We start from the raw sequence: 15,045 nt of genomic DNA on the forward strand, positions 1-15,045 counted from the left end.
TTTTCACTAATCCGAAAAAGGGAAATTCCGGCGTGCCCCCTCATTCTAGCGCAACGCAAGCCCTGCTCCTACCGAAGAAAATACAGGGTTTCCTTCGAAAACTATAGCTCTCTTCTCCACGCTTCTCGCTTCCGAGGCCAGTCCGACTTCCGGCCAAGCGGCAAAACGCCGAATCCGTAGATGGATTCGGCGGCCGCATGCAGGTTAGCCCGCTTCCAGGATGTAGGCAGATCGTCACAGGGCAGCCATGACGGCGGACAGCGCCGTTTAGCGGCTCCCCGTCCGCGTCTCGGACAGCCACAGAACAGCCGTTACGCCTCGCGGATAATACTTGCTTCCGATAATCTCGCCCTTCAGAATCTGGTCGCTCCAGCACCAGTAGGACAGCTCCGGATGCTTCAGCCAAGCGACGTGGGCGGCGTCCGCCGCGCGTCCCCGCTCGTCCCAGGGCAGGCCCATTATTTCCCGGGCGATAAATTGGCACAGATAGATCTTGCTAAGCCAGGAATTGTCGCTCGTGGACGACAGCTTCCAGCCTCCGTCCTCGAACAGGCAGGTTCCCGGCACGAGAACGGTATCCAGATGCGTCTTGAGCGCCTTCAGGTAACCGGAGAACCGTCCGTTCGGATCGAGAGCTTCTTGATTGCCCGTGAAGTACGGGAAAATAAGCCCTTCGATCGCGGGGATGATCCGCGAATCGTTGTTCTCGCCGATGACGGCCGGAATGTAGCCTTGGTCGTTCAAGCGGGACGCGATCGAAGCCGCGCACCGATCGGCCTGCTCGCCGGCTTCGGCGGCCAGCTCGGACCGCCCTTCGGCCGCGAACAGCTTCTCGAGCGCGACGTAGACCGCCCAGCACTTGCCGGCCATGTAGATGTTGTTGCGCGACTGGCCGAGCGACACGTCGAGGCTGTCGTACGTCGAGATCTCCGCTCCGCCGTCCGTGCGGTCGCTGTCCAGTCCCATCAGCCCGTTGCGCTGGGCCGGGTCCGGATGATCCCGGTTCTGCATGCTTCGGAAGCCCTCCTCGAGCGTCGGCAGCATCCGGTCCAGGAACTCGCGGTCCTTCGTCTGTTCGATGTAGACGGCGGCGCAGGCGAGCCAGTTCACCAGCTCTTCGTGGCTCATGTAGGAGAAGCAGTCGTCGATGCCCGCCAGCTCGTAGGACGAGTGGCCCGGGCGGGAGAATACGTTCGCGACGCCCATGTCGTGCGTGAACGCGAGGCCTCCCGGGTAGAGCTTGGCGTCTCCGGGGAAGCGCACCCGGTCGACGTAGCTGTACCGCTTCGCGAACAGCTCCAGCTCGTTGCGCACGGTCCACGGATTCATCTTCAGCTCGTAGAACAGCTGGTCCGCCGTCAGATCGAGGGTGTTCATCATGCGGTACTCGCCTTCGTTCACGATCCAGATCGGCTCTCCGTCCGCTTCCAGCAGCTGGGTGCTGCCGTAATAGCTCTGGATCGCGTGGCTCAGCATGAACGCCTGGTCTTCGGACAGCTTCTCGGTTCCGGTCCACGAGTCGGCCGCCTTGCTCGACGCGGACAGCGCCTCGAAGTTCGCCAGCGCGTATTCGGCCGCGTCCTCGATGCGGGGGAAGAAGCGGTTGTAATAATAGGAAGCTTCGAGTCCGGAAGTGACGATGCCGGACCGGTGGAACGCGATCGCGAACCGGTACGTTCTCTTCTCGCCCGCCGGCGTCTCCGCCAGCAGCGCGCCCGTCCGGCCGAGGCCGAACGTCAGGTTCTGCGGATGCTTCGGGTTCAGGATCCGCTCCAACGAGAAGCCGAGACCTGCCGTCATGCCGCTCTCCCGTGTAGCCGCGATCGCCGTATTCCGGCCTTGGCCGACGCCGACGCAAGGCTCGTCCTCCGATTCGCCGAGCCTGCGCATGGCGCTGTACGGATCGTTGCCTTCGTAGCCGAAGAAGGCGACGCGCGGGCGCGTGCCCGCCGTATTGTCCACGGTGAGCTCCGCGAGCACCGCCGGAACGAGCGCCGCCTTCAGCTCCTCTTCGCCGGCGGTCGCCGGATCCGGCACCGGGCGCACGGGAGAATAGACCGTGAACGTCAGGTCGCCGGCCTTCCACGTATCGACCCCGGCCCGGAACTCGCGCGAGATAGCCGAGGCGGCGAACGGAACGAGGACCGAAGCCGCTTGCTTACCCTTTTTCTCCACGTCGTATCTCGAAGCTTCGTCCTCGGCCGCCCCGAAGAACGGCAGAGCCTCGAAGACGTCGCCTTCCCGCGACTGAAGCCCGATGTAGACGTTCTGGTCGGCGGGCTTGCCGAGCTCGAGCCCGAGGCCCCCCTTCGCTCCGCGGAACCCGAGCGTGAAGCTGGCGAACGCGCCGATCGGCGAATGATGCGCATTATAAAAGATCGAATTCGACATTCGTTGTAACCCCTTTCTTCCATCCGGTACGTTCATCCTACCATGCCCGGTCCGATCGGAGCCATTGCCAAAACGGACGAATATTTACCCAAATCGCGCCTGGATCGGTTATACTGGGGGTACGACAAAAACGGACCGGCACGGCTTGTTAGCCGCGCGGTCCGTCTGGGAGAAGAACGACCGATAAGGGGCGAATCCGAATGTCCTCCTCCTCTCCGATCCGACCCGGCCCTCCGGCCGAGGCCGAATTCCTCGGGAACGAAACGATGTATCCCGACGTGAAGACGACGTTGAACCTGTTCGGCATCCACCGGAGAAAGGTTCCCGGGGACTGGACGTATCCGACCCACGAGCACCCGCAATACGAGATCAACTACTTGCTGGCCGGACGCCAGACGATGACCGTCAACGGCACCGCGTACGAGCAGAAGCCCGGCGACCTCCTGCTTCTGCGTCCCGGCGACGTCCATTCGAGCCGCAGCGGCGACGGGGAGCCCTTCGAATACTTCTGCCTTCACTTCGACTTGGACGACCGGCTGTTCCTCTCCCTGCTCGGCCGGCTGGAGCAGGTTCTGTTCCCCGCGGGCGGCGCGGTCGCTCGCCAGGTCGAGCCCGTCCTGGCGAAGATGCTGTCGGCGGACGCCGAAGCGGATTCGCGGTCCGTCGCCGGCCGGATGAAGCTGCAGTCGGCCGTGTTCGAGCTGTTCGGCCAGCTGTGGGAGGCGATCTCCGCCGAGACGCTGCAGCTGTCGCCGCATGCCTACGGCAAGGTCGAGCTGGCGCACAAGATCGCGAGCCGCCTGCAGCATGTCGCCAGCCAGCACATCCGCCAAGGGACGCCCGGCGACGACCATTACGGCGTCGGCGACATCGCCGCGGAGCTCGGGATCAGCGTCTCTTACTGCAACCGGGTGTTCCGCGAGATTTACGACAAGTCCCCCCGCGCCTACTGGTCCGAGCTCGTGCTGTACGAATCGAAGCAGCTGCTCGCCGACCCGCGGTTCACGGTGCAGTCGATCGCCGCCCTTCTCGGCTACCGCGACATCGCGCATTTCAGCCGCCAATTCAAGCGCTGGACCGGCATGGCTCCCAGCGATTATCGCCGCGGCGCTCTGGTTGGGACCGGCTCTCCCGGCGCGCAGGATTCATCGCGGTGAACCGTTCCGCATTCGCCGCCGCTCCCCCCATTCGTCCGCTTCGCTTAGGAACGCCGCCCCTCAAGGCCTGCCGCTGAACCGCTCGAGCGCCTCCTCGGTAACCGGCGCGAAGAGGTTGACGAGGTTGCCGTCGGGGTCGCGCAGCAGCGCGGAGCGGTTCCCCCACGGCATCGTGGTCGGCTCCTGCACCCACTCGTCGACAAACGGCTTCAAGCGCGCATACTCGGCATCGACGTCGCGAACGCGAAACTCGAGGATGACGGTGCGGTTGTCGGCCGCGCGCACGGAATCGGCGCCGAACATTCGCACCGTCTGGGAGTGGCCGATCGCCAGGGTGCACGATGGCAGAACGAACTCGGCGAAGACAGGCGCGGGGCGCTTCGCCGATACCTCCGTGACTCTCTCGTAGAACTCGACGAGTCGATCCAGGTCGTCGGTAATGATGCGTACGGAAGCGAAATTCACGAGACATCGTCCTTTCAAAATGGTTTATTACGCTACGATACCGTATCGTATCATTTCCGATCGCCGGAGTCAATTCAAAAAGGAGAGGCCGTTGCCCGAACGTCCATCTTAGCGGCGCCAAATCGCCCTCCTGCAAGATCGTCCCCGGGACCTGGAGCGGTCCTGGACCTGGAGCGGTCCTGGACCCGGCGCCGAGGATACGCCTATGATATAATGGGAGGAACCTTTTATTTCGAGGCAACGAATCCCCGTTTAAGTCCTTTTATGTTGGAGGGAAGAGCGTGACTCCGTCTAAGAATTCCGAGCGCGAGACGTCGGCCAAGGTGAATCGTCGCGTCGAACGCTCCCGACATACCGTCCTGTCCGCCGCGTTCGAACTGCTCAGCGAAGGCGGCGTGGCCAGCTTCTCCGTCGACGAGGTGGCTCGCCGTTCCGGCGTCGCGAAGACGACCATCTACCGCCACTGGCCTACGCGGGAAGCGCTCGTGATCGACGCCTGCTCACGGATGATCGCCGAGCAGGAGACGCCCGACACCGGCTCGCTCGAAGGTGACGTCACGGCCATCCTGATGGAGATCGCGCACCTGCTGCCGACGGCGAACTGGTCCTTCGTCCTGCCGTCCATCGTCGACACCGCCGAGCGCAATCCCGAGTTCGCGGAGATCCACAGCCGGATTCAGCGCGGACACGCCGCCCCCCTGCGAGAGGTTCTGCAGCGCGCGGTAGACAGGGGCGAGCTGCCGGCGCGCGCCGACGCGTCGACGATCGTCGCAGCCCTGCTGGGGCCGCTCTTCTACCGCCGCTGGTTCTCGCGCGAACCGATCGACGACGCGTTCGTCAAGACGATCATCAAACTCGCGCTCGCTTCGCTATAGTACGAGACGGCTGCTGCTTGACCGGGCAGGGGCCGGGCATCGAGGGCGGACATGGCAGCGGCTGCGAGAATTCCGCAACGAGGCCAACGGCAAAAAGCTATTTCCAAGATGGATCGCCATCCTGGAAATAGCTTTTTTTTCATGGTCGTTCGAAGGTTACGCGGCGGCGCTGACGGCGGCCTTCTTGTCGCGCAGCAGCGTTAACGTAGCCGCGGTGGCCAGCAAGAGAATGACGCCGGCGACGAGACTGGTGACGTGCATGGCGGTCATGAACGCTTCCTTGGAGGCGTTCAGAACTTGAGTCGCCGCTTCGGCGGGCAAGGCATGGGATACGGCCGACGCTCCGGCGATCGTCTGACCGGCCGCGACGGACGCTTCCGGCGAGAGACCGGCGGGCAGCAGAGGCGCTACGGCATGCCGATAGACGGCCGCCAGGACGCAGCCGAGAAGCGCGATGCCGAACGCCCCTCCGAGCTCGCTGGAGGTCTCGATGAGGCCGCCGACGGCTCCCGCGCGGTCGGCCGGCGCGACCCCCACGACGTAATCGGCGACGAGAGTCATGACGGAGACGATTCCCGCCGCGACCAATCCGGCTCCGACGAGCATGACGGCCAGCGGCAGGAAGCCGTCGAGCCGCACCTGGGTCAGGATGCCGAATCCGATCGCCGACACCGCGAAGCCTCCGGCCATGACGCGCGGCCTCCCGAGCGTTAGCGACAGCTTGGCGGCGAGCGGAGCCGCCGCCCCGACGGCGACCGAAGGCAGCACGCTCCACAGCGAAGCGACGAACGGAGAGTATCCGAGTACCGATTGAAGGAATTGGGTGTTGACCAAGGCGCTCGCCATAAGCGTGAAGGTGGCGATCAGGTTAATGAGGATCGAGCCTCCGGTCCGCCGATCCATCAACGCCCGGATATCGAGCAAGGGGTTCGCGATGGACAGTTGGCGCCGGACGAACGCGTATCCGACGACCAATCCTGCCGCGAGAAGGGCGACGGGAATCGGAGCCCATCCGTCTTCCGCGAGCGTCTTGACGCCGTAGGTAACGGGCAGGATGGCGGCGAGAGCCAGAAGCGAGCTTGCGATATCGATCCGGCCGGGCGAGGAGCTGCGGTTCTCCGGCAGCAGGAACGGCGCGATAAGCAGCAGCAGCGCCATCGCCGGGATGTTGATCAGGAACACCGATCCCCAGGAGAAGGATTGAATGAGCAAGCCGCCGATAATCGGCCCGACCGTGACGCCGCTGGCCATGACCGCGCTCCAGATCGACATCGCTTTGGTGCGCTGGTTGTCGTCCTGGAACATCGTGCGAACGAGAGCGAGCGTGGACGGCATAAGAGTCGATCCCGCGATCCCGAGAATCCCACGGGCCGCAATCAGAGCTTCGGCCGTCTGGGCGTACGCGGCGAACAACGAGCTGAGAGCGAACCCCACGGAGCCGATCATGAGCAGCCGCCGGCGTCCGATTCGGTCGCCGACGGCGCCCATCGTCAGCAGCAGTCCGGCGAGAATGAAGCCGTAGACGTCGAAGATCCACAATTGCTGGTTCGCGGTCGGCTGCAGATCCGCGGCAATGTCGGGCGCGGCGAAGAACAGGACGGAGACGTCCATCGACACGACCATGAGCGGGAGACAAAGAACGGCAAGCGCGATCCATTCCTTGCGGCCCGCCAGCCGGGCCCCTGTTCGATTTTCTTTAATCAAAGCAATCCTCTCCTCTTTTCGATTACTGTTTATCATATACACTGTAGTTCATGTACGCAGTATATAATCTAAACAGTTTATGGTCAACACAGATTTTTGGTACCCATTCCGCATCCCGCAATTCCGAAAAACACTTGACATTGCGGCCAAGGAGCTATAAGATTCTTTCAAATAATCAAAGACGTTGAAAAGGAATAGTACGATTTCTCAAGCGACCAGAGAGCTGTTGGACGGTGCGAAGCAGCCGCGAAGGGAATCCGAACTCGCCTTGGAGTCGCTCGCTGAACAAGCCAAGTAAGCGGAGCCGGCAGCCTGGCCGTTACCATCGGGAGGATAAGGGATTCGTCCGCTTGTGGCGACCCCGCATCCGCAGAGTGCATGCCGCGAGCGGCGTGAATTCGGAGTGGTACCGCGTAAGATGTCAAAGTCTTGCGTCTCTGATAATGGAGACGCGAGGCTTTTTTTGCGTCCGTTCAAGCTTTGCCGATCCCGATAGAAATCGACGAAAGGAAGATCGTTCATGAGAAATGTCGAAAAATACGCCAGAGGCTACTTCATGCCTCCGAAGACAAGCTTGAATTGGACCCGGAAGGAATATATCGAGGAAGCGCCGATCTGGTGCAGCGTCGACCTTCGCGACGGCAACCAGGCCTTGATCGTCCCGATGAACTTGGAGGAGAAGCTGGAATACTTCAAGATGCTCGTGGATATCGGCTTCAAGGAGATCGAGGTCGGATTTCCCGCGGCGTCGGAGACGGAGTTCGCCTTCTTGCGCGCATTGATCGAACAAAATTTGATCCCGGACGACGTCACGATCCAAGTGCTGACCCAATCGAGAGAGCACATTATCCGCAAAACGTTCGAATCGCTGAAAGGCGCGAACAAAGCCGTCGTCCATCTGTACAACTCGACCTCCGTGGCGCAGCGGGAACAAGTATTCCGCAAGTCCAAGGAAGAGATCATCGATATCGCCGTCAGCGGCGCCAAGCTGTTGAAGGAGTGCGCGGCGGAGACGGAGGGGAACTTCCAGTTCCAGTATTCGCCGGAGAGCTTCACCGGCACGGAGATCGAGTTTGCGCTGGACATCTGCAACCGCGTGCTCGATGTCTGGCAGCCGACGGCGGAGAACCCGGTCATCATCAATCTTCCGGCGACGGTGTCCATGTCGATGCCTCACGTCTACGCCAGCCAGATCGAATACATGAGCGAGCACTTGAACTTCCGGGAGCATGTGATTTTATCGGTTCATCCGCATAACGACAGAGGAACGGGCGTGGCGGACGCCGAGCTGGGGATGCTGGCCGGAGCCCAGCGGGTCGAAGGCACCTTGTTCGGCAACGGAGAACGGACGGGGAACGTCGACATCGTCACGCTGGCGCTGAACCTGTACTCGCACGGGGTCGACCCGAAGCTGAACTTCGAGAACATCCCCGGGATCCTGTCCGTCTACGAACGGCTGACCAAGATGAGGGTCGGCGAAAGACACCCTTACGGCGGCGAACTCGTCTTCACCGCGTTCTCCGGTTCGCATCAGGATGCGATCGCCAAGGGAATGAAGTGGCGCGAAGAGAAGGAGCCTGCGCATTGGTCGGTCCCTTACCTGCTCATCGATCCGAAGGATATCGGCCGGCAATACGAGGGGGACATTATCCGCATCAACAGCCAATCCGGCAAAGGCGGAATCGGTTACGTGCTGCAGCAAAAGTACGGTCTCGATCTCCCGCCGAAAATGCGCGAACACTTCGGATATTGCGTCAAAAACGTATCCGATCACCAGCAGAAAGAGCTGATGCCGGATGAAATCTACGACATCTTCCTGAAGGAATACGTGAATTTGAACGCGCCCGTCGAACTGGTCAAATACCGCTTTACAGACGACGAGGAATTCCAGACCGTCGTCTCGATCCGGACGGGCGGCGAAGTCAAGGAAATAACGGGCTCCGGCAACGGGCGGCTCGATTCGATCAGCAACGCCCTGCAAGCCCATCTCGGCGTGGATTACACGGATTTGGTATATAAAGAGCATGCGCTCGAGACGGGCTCCAAATCGCAGGCCGTCTCCTATATCGGAATCACGGCTGCCGACGGGGGCGTCTATTGGGGCTGCGGCATCGACGTCGACATTATGAACTCGTCCGTCAAAGCTCTGGTCAGCGCCGTCAATCAAATGAGCCGCAACGCGAACGGGGAAAAGTAAGATCGCGTACGCAAACGATAAGGGGCTGTTCCGCAAAGGTCGTTCGACCTTGCGGAACAGCTCCTTCGTCATTCGCCCTCTCGCGAAGCGCGCATGGCCTGAGCGTGTGGCTCGAGCATTAAGCCTGCCGTCCAGACGTCAAATCCCGAAGTACGCTTCGGCGTTGCGGAAGCAGATGTCCCTGACGAGCTCTCCGACGTATTCGTAATCCGTCGGAAGCTCGCCTTCCTCCATCCACGTTCCGAGCAGCCCGCACAGCGTCCGCCGGAAATACTCGTGCCGAGGGAACGACAGGAAGCTGCGCGAATCGGTCAGCATGCCGACGAAGGCCGAGATCAGCCCGATGTTGGACAGAGCCTTCAGCTGCTGCAGCATCCCCTCCTTCTGGTCGTGGAACCACCAGGCGGAGCCGAGCTGCAGCTTGCCGCGAATGCCGCCGCCCTGGAAGTTGCCGATCGTCGTCGCGATCGTCTCGTACTGTCCCGGATACAGCGAATAGACGATCGTCTTCGGCAGGCGATCGTTCCTGTCGAGCTCGTCGAGCAGCCCGTTGAGCGGACGGGCCAGATGGTAGTCGAGAATCGAATCGTAGCCGCTGTCTCTTCCGAGCCGCGCGGACATGCGCGTGTTGTTGTTCCGGATCGCGCCGATATGCAGCTGCATCGCCCAGCCGCGCGCGTGGTAAAATTCGCCGAGGCGAACCATCAGGAACGTCTGGTACCGGGCCGCCTCCTCTTCCGTGACCGCCCGCCCTTCCAGCGCGCTTCGCAAGATCGCGGCCGCCTCCTTCTCCGAGGCCGGCGCGTACGGCAGCTCGCCGAAGCCGTGATCGGACAGCCGGCAGCCGTGCTCGTGGAAGTAGTCGATCCGGTTAGAGACGGCCGCGAGCAGCTCGGGCAGACCGGCGATCTCCACGTTCGCCGCCTCGCCGAGGCGAGACAAGTAATCGGCGAAGTCCCCTCGGCGAATGTCGAGAATGCGGTCGGGACGGAACGTCGGCGTCACCTTGGCGCGGATCGCCGGGTTCTCCCGAATGCTCCGGTGCTCGTCCAGCGAATCGATCGGGTCGTCCGTCGTGCAGGCGACCCGGACGTCGAACTTCGCCAGGATGCCGGACGCGGTCAAGGACGAATCCTCCGCGAGCCGTTCGTTGCACCGGTTCCAGATCTCCTCCGCGTTCGCTTCCGACAGCCGCTCCTTAATGCCGAAGTGCCGCTCCAGCTCGAGATGCGTCCAATGATAGAGAGGATTGCCCGCCATCGCCGGAACGGCCTTCGCCCACGCGAGGAATTTGTCCTTGTCCGGCGCCTCCCCCGTAATCAGGCTCTCGTCCACCCCTAGCCAGCGCAAGGCGCGCCACTTGTAATGGTCTCCGTTCAGCCACAGCTCCGTCACGTTCCGGAACCGATATCCGGACGCGATCTTGCCCGGATCGAGGTGGTTGTGATAGTCGTAAATCGGCATGTCCGAGGCATAGTCGCGGTACAGTATCCGCGCGCTCTCGGTGGTCAGCAGCAAGTTCTCCGTATGAAAAGGAATCATGGCCGGCGTCTCCTCCACTCGTTTGGAATTTGCAGTTCCATACTACCATACAAGTGTGGTAGTATGGAACAAACAGATTCGGGAGGTGGCCAGATCAGATGCCATTTATCGGCCAGACGCCGACGCCATCCGCTCGGGACCTGGTCTACGCGAAGTTAAGGGAAAAGATTCTAAGCCTGGAGCTTCCTCCCGGCACCGCCTTGTCGGAGAAGGAATCCTCCCTTCGATTCAACGTCAGCCGCACGCCCGTGCGGGAATCCTTCCTGCGGCTCGCCCAGGAAGGGCTCGTGCAGGTGCTGCCGCAGAGAGGAACGTTCGTCTCGCTCATCGATCCGGAGCTGGTCGAGGAAGCGAGGTTCATGCGGGAGCATCTCGAGAAGGCGGTCATCCGCCTCGCCTGCGAGAAGTTCCCGGAAGAGAAGCTCGCCGAGCTGGAGGCCAACCTCCGCGAGCAGCGGGCATGCATCGAGCGCGAGGATCACAGGCGCTTGTTCGAGCTGGACGAGGGCTTCCACCGCACCTTGTTCGAAGGCTGCGGCAAGCTGAACACGTGGTCCGTCATCCAGCAGATGAACGTCCACCTGAATCGGAGCCGGCTGCTGAGGCTCGTCACCGACCATCGGTGGGACCATCTGTACGAGCATCACGAGCGAATGACCGCCGCGATCCGCGGGCGCGACGCCGACGCGGCGGAACGGCTCATGAAGGAACATCTGCACCTGAGCGTCGAAGATCAGCCGCTGCTGCAGGAGAAGTTCCCCCATTATTTTAAACAGGGAGAGTGAACGAGAGGCATGAGAATGACCTTCCGTTGGTTCGGCGAAGGCAACGATACGGTCTCGCTGGCCCAGATCAAGCAGATTCCGGGCGTCGAAGGCATCGTCTGGTCCTTGCACGACGTTCCGGCCGGGGACGAATGGCCGATGGAGAAGATTATCGAGGTTCGCGATCAAGCGCATGCGGCGGGCCTGCACATCGACGTCGTCGAGAGCGTCAACGTTCACGAAGACATCAAGCTCGGGCTCCCGAGCCGGGACAAGTACATCGAGAATTACAAGAAGACGATCGAGAAGCTGGGGCAAGTCGGCGTGAAGGTCATCTGCTACAACTTCATGCCCGTGTTCGACTGGCTGCGGACCGATCTCCACAAGGAGATGGCCGACGGCTCGACCGCCCTCTTCTATGAGAAGAGCAAAATCGCGGACCTCGATCCCTTCGAGCTCGTCCGGAAGATCAACGAGAATTCGGAGCTGACGATGCCGGGCTGGGAGCCGGAGCGCCTCGCCCATTTAACCTCTCTTTTCGAGGCGTATAAAGGCGTGACCGAAGAGAACCTGTGGGAGAACCTCGGCTACTTCCTGAACGAGGTCGTGCCGGTGGCCGCGAAGCACGGCATCCAGATGGCCATTCACCCGGACGATCCGCCGTGGCCGGTGTTCGGCCTGCCGCGCATCATGACGAGCCAGGCGAACTTCCGCCGCTTCCTGAAGCTGCACGACAGCCCTTCCAACGGGATTACGCTGTGCAGCGGGTCGCTCGGCGCCAACCCGGAGAACGATATCGTCTCGATGATCCATGAGTTCGCCGACCGCATTCCGTTCGCCCACATCCGCAACGTTCGGGTGTACGAGAACGGGGACTTCATCGAGACGTCCCACCGGACGCAGGACGGCACCGTCGACATCGCCGGCATCGTGAAGGCTTACCATGACGTCGGCTTCTCCGGCTACGCGCGGCCCGATCACGGCCGGCATCTGTGGGGAGAGGTATGCCGCCCGGGATATGGCTTGTACGACCGAGCCCTCGGCATCATGTATCTGTGGGGATTGTGGGATGCCGCGGAGAGAGCGGCTTCGGAATCCGGCGAGAGGAAGGTTGCTGCGCAATGAGCGAACGCGGACTGCCCATTCACCCGTCTCTGCAAGGCAAGGTTGTCGTCATCACCGGAGGCTCCGGCGTTCTGTGCCGGGTCATGGCGCTCGAGCTCGGCCGGCAGGGCGCGAAGATCGCCGTGCTGAACCGGACGGCCGACAAGGGCGAACGGGTCGCCCGGGAGATCGAGGAAGCGGGCGGCACGGCCATCGCCGTCGCCTGCGACGTCACGAATCCGGACAGCGTTCAGGAGGCGGAGAAGCTCGTATCGGAGAAGCTGGGGCCTTGCGATATTCTGATCAACGGGGCGGGCGGCAATCATCCTAGCGCCAATACGACGAACGAGATTTTCCGGCCCGAGGATCTGGAGCGCGAAGGCGTAACGACCTTCTTCGGCCTCAGCGTCTCCGGCTTCCGCAACGTGCTCGACCTGAACTTCATGGGGACCTTCATCCCGACCCAGATCTTCGCCCGTTCCATGGCGGAGCGCCGCAGCGGCGTCGTGCTCAACGTCTCGTCCATGAGCGCGCCTTCCCCGATGACGAAGGTGCCCGCGTACAGCGCCGCCAAGGCCGCGATCAACAACTGGACGCAGTGGCTGGCCGTCCACCTGGCGGAGTCGAACATCCGCGTGAACGCGATCGCGCCGGGCTTCTTCCTGACCGAGCAGAACCGCAATCTGCTGCTCAAGGAAGACGGAAGCTTAACCGAACGGTCCGGGAAAATCATCTCGCACACGCCGATGCGCCGATTCGGCGAGCCGGAGGATCTGCTCGGCACGCTGCTCTGGCTCGTCGACGACGAGACCTCGGGCTTCGTGACGGGAACGGTCGTCCCCGTCGACGGCGGGTTCATGGCCTATTCGGGCGTCTAAAATCCTTGTGCTAGAGGCGCATCCTAGCACAATAGCGCGATTCCGGCAGAGTCGTTCGGACTTCCCGAACGGCTCCATCCGGATCGCGCTTTTTTCTATGATTGACCCACTCGCATGCAGACTTGTTATCCGGGCTCGGAATCGCTTATCCTTGTGAATATCGCGTTGCTCAAAGCTTCTATTAATATGCGCCTGGTTCCCGTTTTCGATTGGGGAAGGCGGCTAACGAATCCAGGAGACGCTATTTGGCCGAAAATGAAAGATTTGCGATTCTAACGAATCGTAGAGACGCTATTTCGTGCCGGAAGCCCGTTTTTCCCCCGGTTGGCCCCAAATAAGATCGCTGGAGTTCGTTAGATTTTCAAAAGGGGCTTTTGACGCGAAATAGCGTCTCCTGAGTTCGTTACAGAACGAGGCTCATGGACCGGGGCCGAGCTTATGAATCGGGCGATCCTTTACTTTTAAAAGAGAGGCGGGATAGCTGATTGGTTGTTAGATTATTCGCGGAAAACGATATCGATTCTATGGTAGAGATCTGGCTTGCCGGATCCAAAGAGGCCCATCGCTTCATACCGGCGGAATATTGGGAGAGCAATCGGTCCGTCATGAAAGAGACGTATCTTCCGATGTCTCAGTCTTATGTACTTGAAGCGGAAGGCGCGATAGCGGGATTTATCTCTATGGTCGACGACTACTTGGCGGCTTTGTTTGTCAGTCCTGCCGAGCAAGGGAAAGGATATGGAAAGATTCTGCTGAATTACGTTAAGAACCAGAAGGAAACGATCACGTTGAAAGTCTATCAGGAGAACGACCATGCGGTTCGGTTCTATCAAAAGAATGGTTTCGTCATAGCTTCGGAGGCTGTCGATGAAAACACGTCTTCAAAAGAGTATGTTATGGTCTGGAATAAAAAGGATTAAGCGAATATGAGGTCGACCACTGCCTCCGGACCGCCTTCGAAGCCGGAATAAGCGCAAACGGAGGGGCTCCCCCCCTCCGTTTAGCTCTCGTTCATGGCGAGCAGCTCGCTGACCGTGACCAGCTCGTACCCCTCGCTTGTCAGCTCCCGCACGAGCTGCCGCACGGCCTCGACCGTTCCGTCACATTTGAAGGCTCCCCAGAAACGACTTCATGAGGCCAAGGGTAAAGCACAAGATATTCCATCACCACTTTCTCGCTGGACATCATGCCAATTTGGACTGCATTTTACTTTCCGAAATTGTCGAAATAAGTGACCTGTTTTCGAGGCCCTAAATAGGAAAAGGTACAGCCTCCTTCAAAGGAGACCATACCTTAATAAAGTCTAATGATCACTCAAAGAATCAATGAGAATATCTTTTACCATAACAAATCATCACATTGAGCTTGAATAATGGTTCATACTTTCCCGTTATTTTATATTATATTTACCAATTAGCTCATCTTTGAACTTGCCTGTCTTTTCGTTGACTACTCTTTTTTCGGAAGTATCCAAATTATACTTCCCTTCATTAACACCTACAATCACATTCAAATCTGGGTATTTCAAATCAGGTCTTAGTACCAATAGGTATCTTTCCGATTTCTGCATAGCCTCATAGTCTTCAATAACAAACTGTGTTCGCCCTGGCTTCAATCCGTTATCAACGGTATACACAGGTTCAGCGACTTTAATGATATCACCTTCATTAATTTTAACTCCTGATTTGTTAGCATAAACATTGTCTACTTTAAAGCTCGTTATCGTAAAGGCTTCCTCTGTAAATCCCTTTTCGTCTCTTATAACATGGTTTTTGCTTGAAATTGGTATGCCGGTAACAATCAGTTGTGAGCGACTTTCAAGTTCACTTAAATTATTGTGAGTAACCGGCATTGTTTCTATTTCAGCCACTGTTGTTTTGCTATCCAAAATTAAATATCCAGTTGCCGAAAAAACCAAAGCCCCCAATACAAGTGCCATTGTCTTTTTTAATTTCATATATTCTCCTC

Annotated in this window: 12 protein-coding genes and 1 other annotated feature; of the genes, 7 read left to right on the forward strand and 5 right to left on the reverse strand. The window is 59.8% G+C overall.

The window, feature by feature from the left end; genetic code table 11:
• Window positions 1-267 precede the first annotated feature (267 nt).
• Window positions 268-2,391, reverse strand: a complete 2,124-nt coding sequence (locus H7B90_RS05885; protein WP_185134922.1) for a glycoside hydrolase family 52 protein — start codon at window positions 2,389-2,391, stop codon at window positions 268-270.
• 200 nt (window positions 2,392-2,591) lie between these two features.
• On the opposite strand from H7B90_RS05885, the gene H7B90_RS05890 reads away from it, so the two are divergent.
• Complete coding sequence (locus H7B90_RS05890; RefSeq protein ID WP_185134923.1) at window positions 2,592-3,548, forward strand: helix-turn-helix domain-containing protein; 957 nt, start codon at window positions 2,592-2,594, stop codon at window positions 3,546-3,548.
• A gap of 60 nt (window positions 3,549-3,608) precedes the next feature.
• Here the strand turns inward: H7B90_RS05890 and H7B90_RS05895 are convergent, their stop codons facing one another.
• The gene (locus tag H7B90_RS05895; protein WP_185135008.1) at window positions 3,609-4,013 is read right to left on the reverse strand and encodes a VOC family protein; all 405 of its coding nucleotides are present in this window, start codon (window positions 4,011-4,013) and stop codon (window positions 3,609-3,611) included.
• A gap of 281 nt (window positions 4,014-4,294) precedes the next feature.
• Here H7B90_RS05895 and H7B90_RS05900 point away from each other — a divergent pair, with 281 nt between their 5' ends.
• Window positions 4,295-4,888: a TetR/AcrR family transcriptional regulator gene (locus H7B90_RS05900; RefSeq protein WP_185134924.1), complete on the forward strand. Its 594-nt coding sequence runs from the start codon at window positions 4,295-4,297 to the stop codon at window positions 4,886-4,888.
• Window positions 4,889-5,044: 156 nt separating this feature from the next.
• Here H7B90_RS05900 and H7B90_RS05905 read toward each other — a convergent pair whose 3' ends face one another.
• Window positions 5,045-6,592, reverse strand: coding sequence for an MFS transporter (locus H7B90_RS05905; RefSeq protein ID WP_221481930.1), 1,548 nt, complete (start codon window positions 6,590-6,592; stop codon window positions 5,045-5,047).
• Window positions 6,593-6,767: 175 nt separating this feature from the next.
• Window positions 6,768-7,034, forward strand: a binding site (T-box leader).
• Between the two features lie 78 nt (window positions 7,035-7,112).
• Here H7B90_RS05905 and leuA point away from each other — a divergent pair.
• On the forward strand, window positions 7,113-8,789 hold the full coding sequence (leuA, locus tag H7B90_RS05910) for a 2-isopropylmalate synthase (protein WP_185134926.1): 1,677 nt from the start codon (window positions 7,113-7,115) through the stop codon (window positions 8,787-8,789).
• Between the two features lie 138 nt (window positions 8,790-8,927).
• Here leuA and uxaC read toward each other — a convergent pair whose 3' ends face one another.
• Window positions 8,928-10,331 carry a glucuronate isomerase gene (gene uxaC, locus H7B90_RS05915; protein ID WP_185134927.1) on the reverse strand — a complete coding sequence of 468 codons (1,404 nt, stop codon included), beginning with the start codon at window positions 10,329-10,331 and terminating at the stop codon, window positions 8,928-8,930.
• A 98-nt stretch (window positions 10,332-10,429) separates the two neighbouring features.
• Between uxaC and H7B90_RS05920 the strand changes: the two genes are divergently transcribed.
• From H7B90_RS05920 to H7B90_RS05935, 4 genes are all read left to right on the forward strand, one after another.
• On the forward strand, window positions 10,430-11,116 hold the full coding sequence (locus tag H7B90_RS05920; RefSeq protein WP_185134928.1) for a GntR family transcriptional regulator: 687 nt from the start codon (window positions 10,430-10,432) through the stop codon (window positions 11,114-11,116).
• Between the two features lie 9 nt (window positions 11,117-11,125).
• Window positions 11,126-12,220 (forward strand): mannonate dehydratase, encoded by a 1,095-nt coding sequence (gene uxuA / locus H7B90_RS05925; RefSeq protein WP_185134929.1) that lies wholly within the window; start codon window positions 11,126-11,128, stop codon window positions 12,218-12,220.
• Window positions 12,217-13,077, forward strand: a complete 861-nt coding sequence (locus H7B90_RS05930) for an SDR family oxidoreductase (protein ID WP_185134930.1) — start codon at window positions 12,217-12,219, stop codon at window positions 13,075-13,077. The genes uxuA and H7B90_RS05930 overlap by 4 nt, the downstream gene beginning before the upstream one ends.
• Before the next feature lie 485 nt (window positions 13,078-13,562).
• Complete coding sequence (locus H7B90_RS05935; protein ID WP_185134931.1) at window positions 13,563-13,997, forward strand: N-acetyltransferase; 435 nt, start codon at window positions 13,563-13,565, stop codon at window positions 13,995-13,997.
• A gap of 470 nt (window positions 13,998-14,467) precedes the next feature.
• Here the strand turns inward: H7B90_RS05935 and H7B90_RS05940 are convergent, their stop codons facing one another.
• Window positions 14,468-15,034 (reverse strand): hypothetical protein, encoded by a 567-nt coding sequence (locus tag H7B90_RS05940; RefSeq protein ID WP_185134932.1) that lies wholly within the window; start codon window positions 15,032-15,034, stop codon window positions 14,468-14,470.
• Window positions 15,035-15,045 lie beyond the last annotated feature (11 nt).

The sequence above is a fragment of the Cohnella xylanilytica genome (assembly GCF_014212175.1).
GTDB lineage: Bacteria > Bacillota > Bacilli > Paenibacillales > Paenibacillaceae > Cohnella > Cohnella xylanilytica.

Bases quoted from the DNA above. Each gene is read 5' to 3' on its own strand.
- H7B90_RS05885 (WP_185134922.1), bottom strand. From the start codon at position 2,391: ATGTCGAATTCGATCTTTTATAATGCGCATCATTCGCCGATCGGCGCG.
- H7B90_RS05890 (WP_185134923.1), top strand. From the start codon at position 2,592: ATGTCCTCCTCCTCTCCGATCCGACCCGGCCCTCCGGCCGAGGCCGAA.
- leuA (WP_185134926.1), top strand. From the start codon at position 7,113: ATGAGAAATGTCGAAAAATACGCCAGAGGCTACTTCATGCCTCCGAAG.
- uxaC (WP_185134927.1), bottom strand. From the start codon at position 10,331: ATGATTCCTTTTCATACGGAGAACTTGCTGCTGACCACCGAGAGCGCG.
- H7B90_RS05920 (WP_185134928.1), top strand. From the start codon at position 10,430: ATGCCATTTATCGGCCAGACGCCGACGCCATCCGCTCGGGACCTGGTC.
- uxuA (WP_185134929.1), top strand. From the start codon at position 11,126: ATGAGAATGACCTTCCGTTGGTTCGGCGAAGGCAACGATACGGTCTCG.
- H7B90_RS05930 (WP_185134930.1), top strand. From the start codon at position 12,217: ATGAGCGAACGCGGACTGCCCATTCACCCGTCTCTGCAAGGCAAGGTT.
- H7B90_RS05940 (WP_185134932.1), bottom strand. From the start codon at position 15,034: ATGAAATTAAAAAAGACAATGGCACTTGTATTGGGGGCTTTGGTTTTT.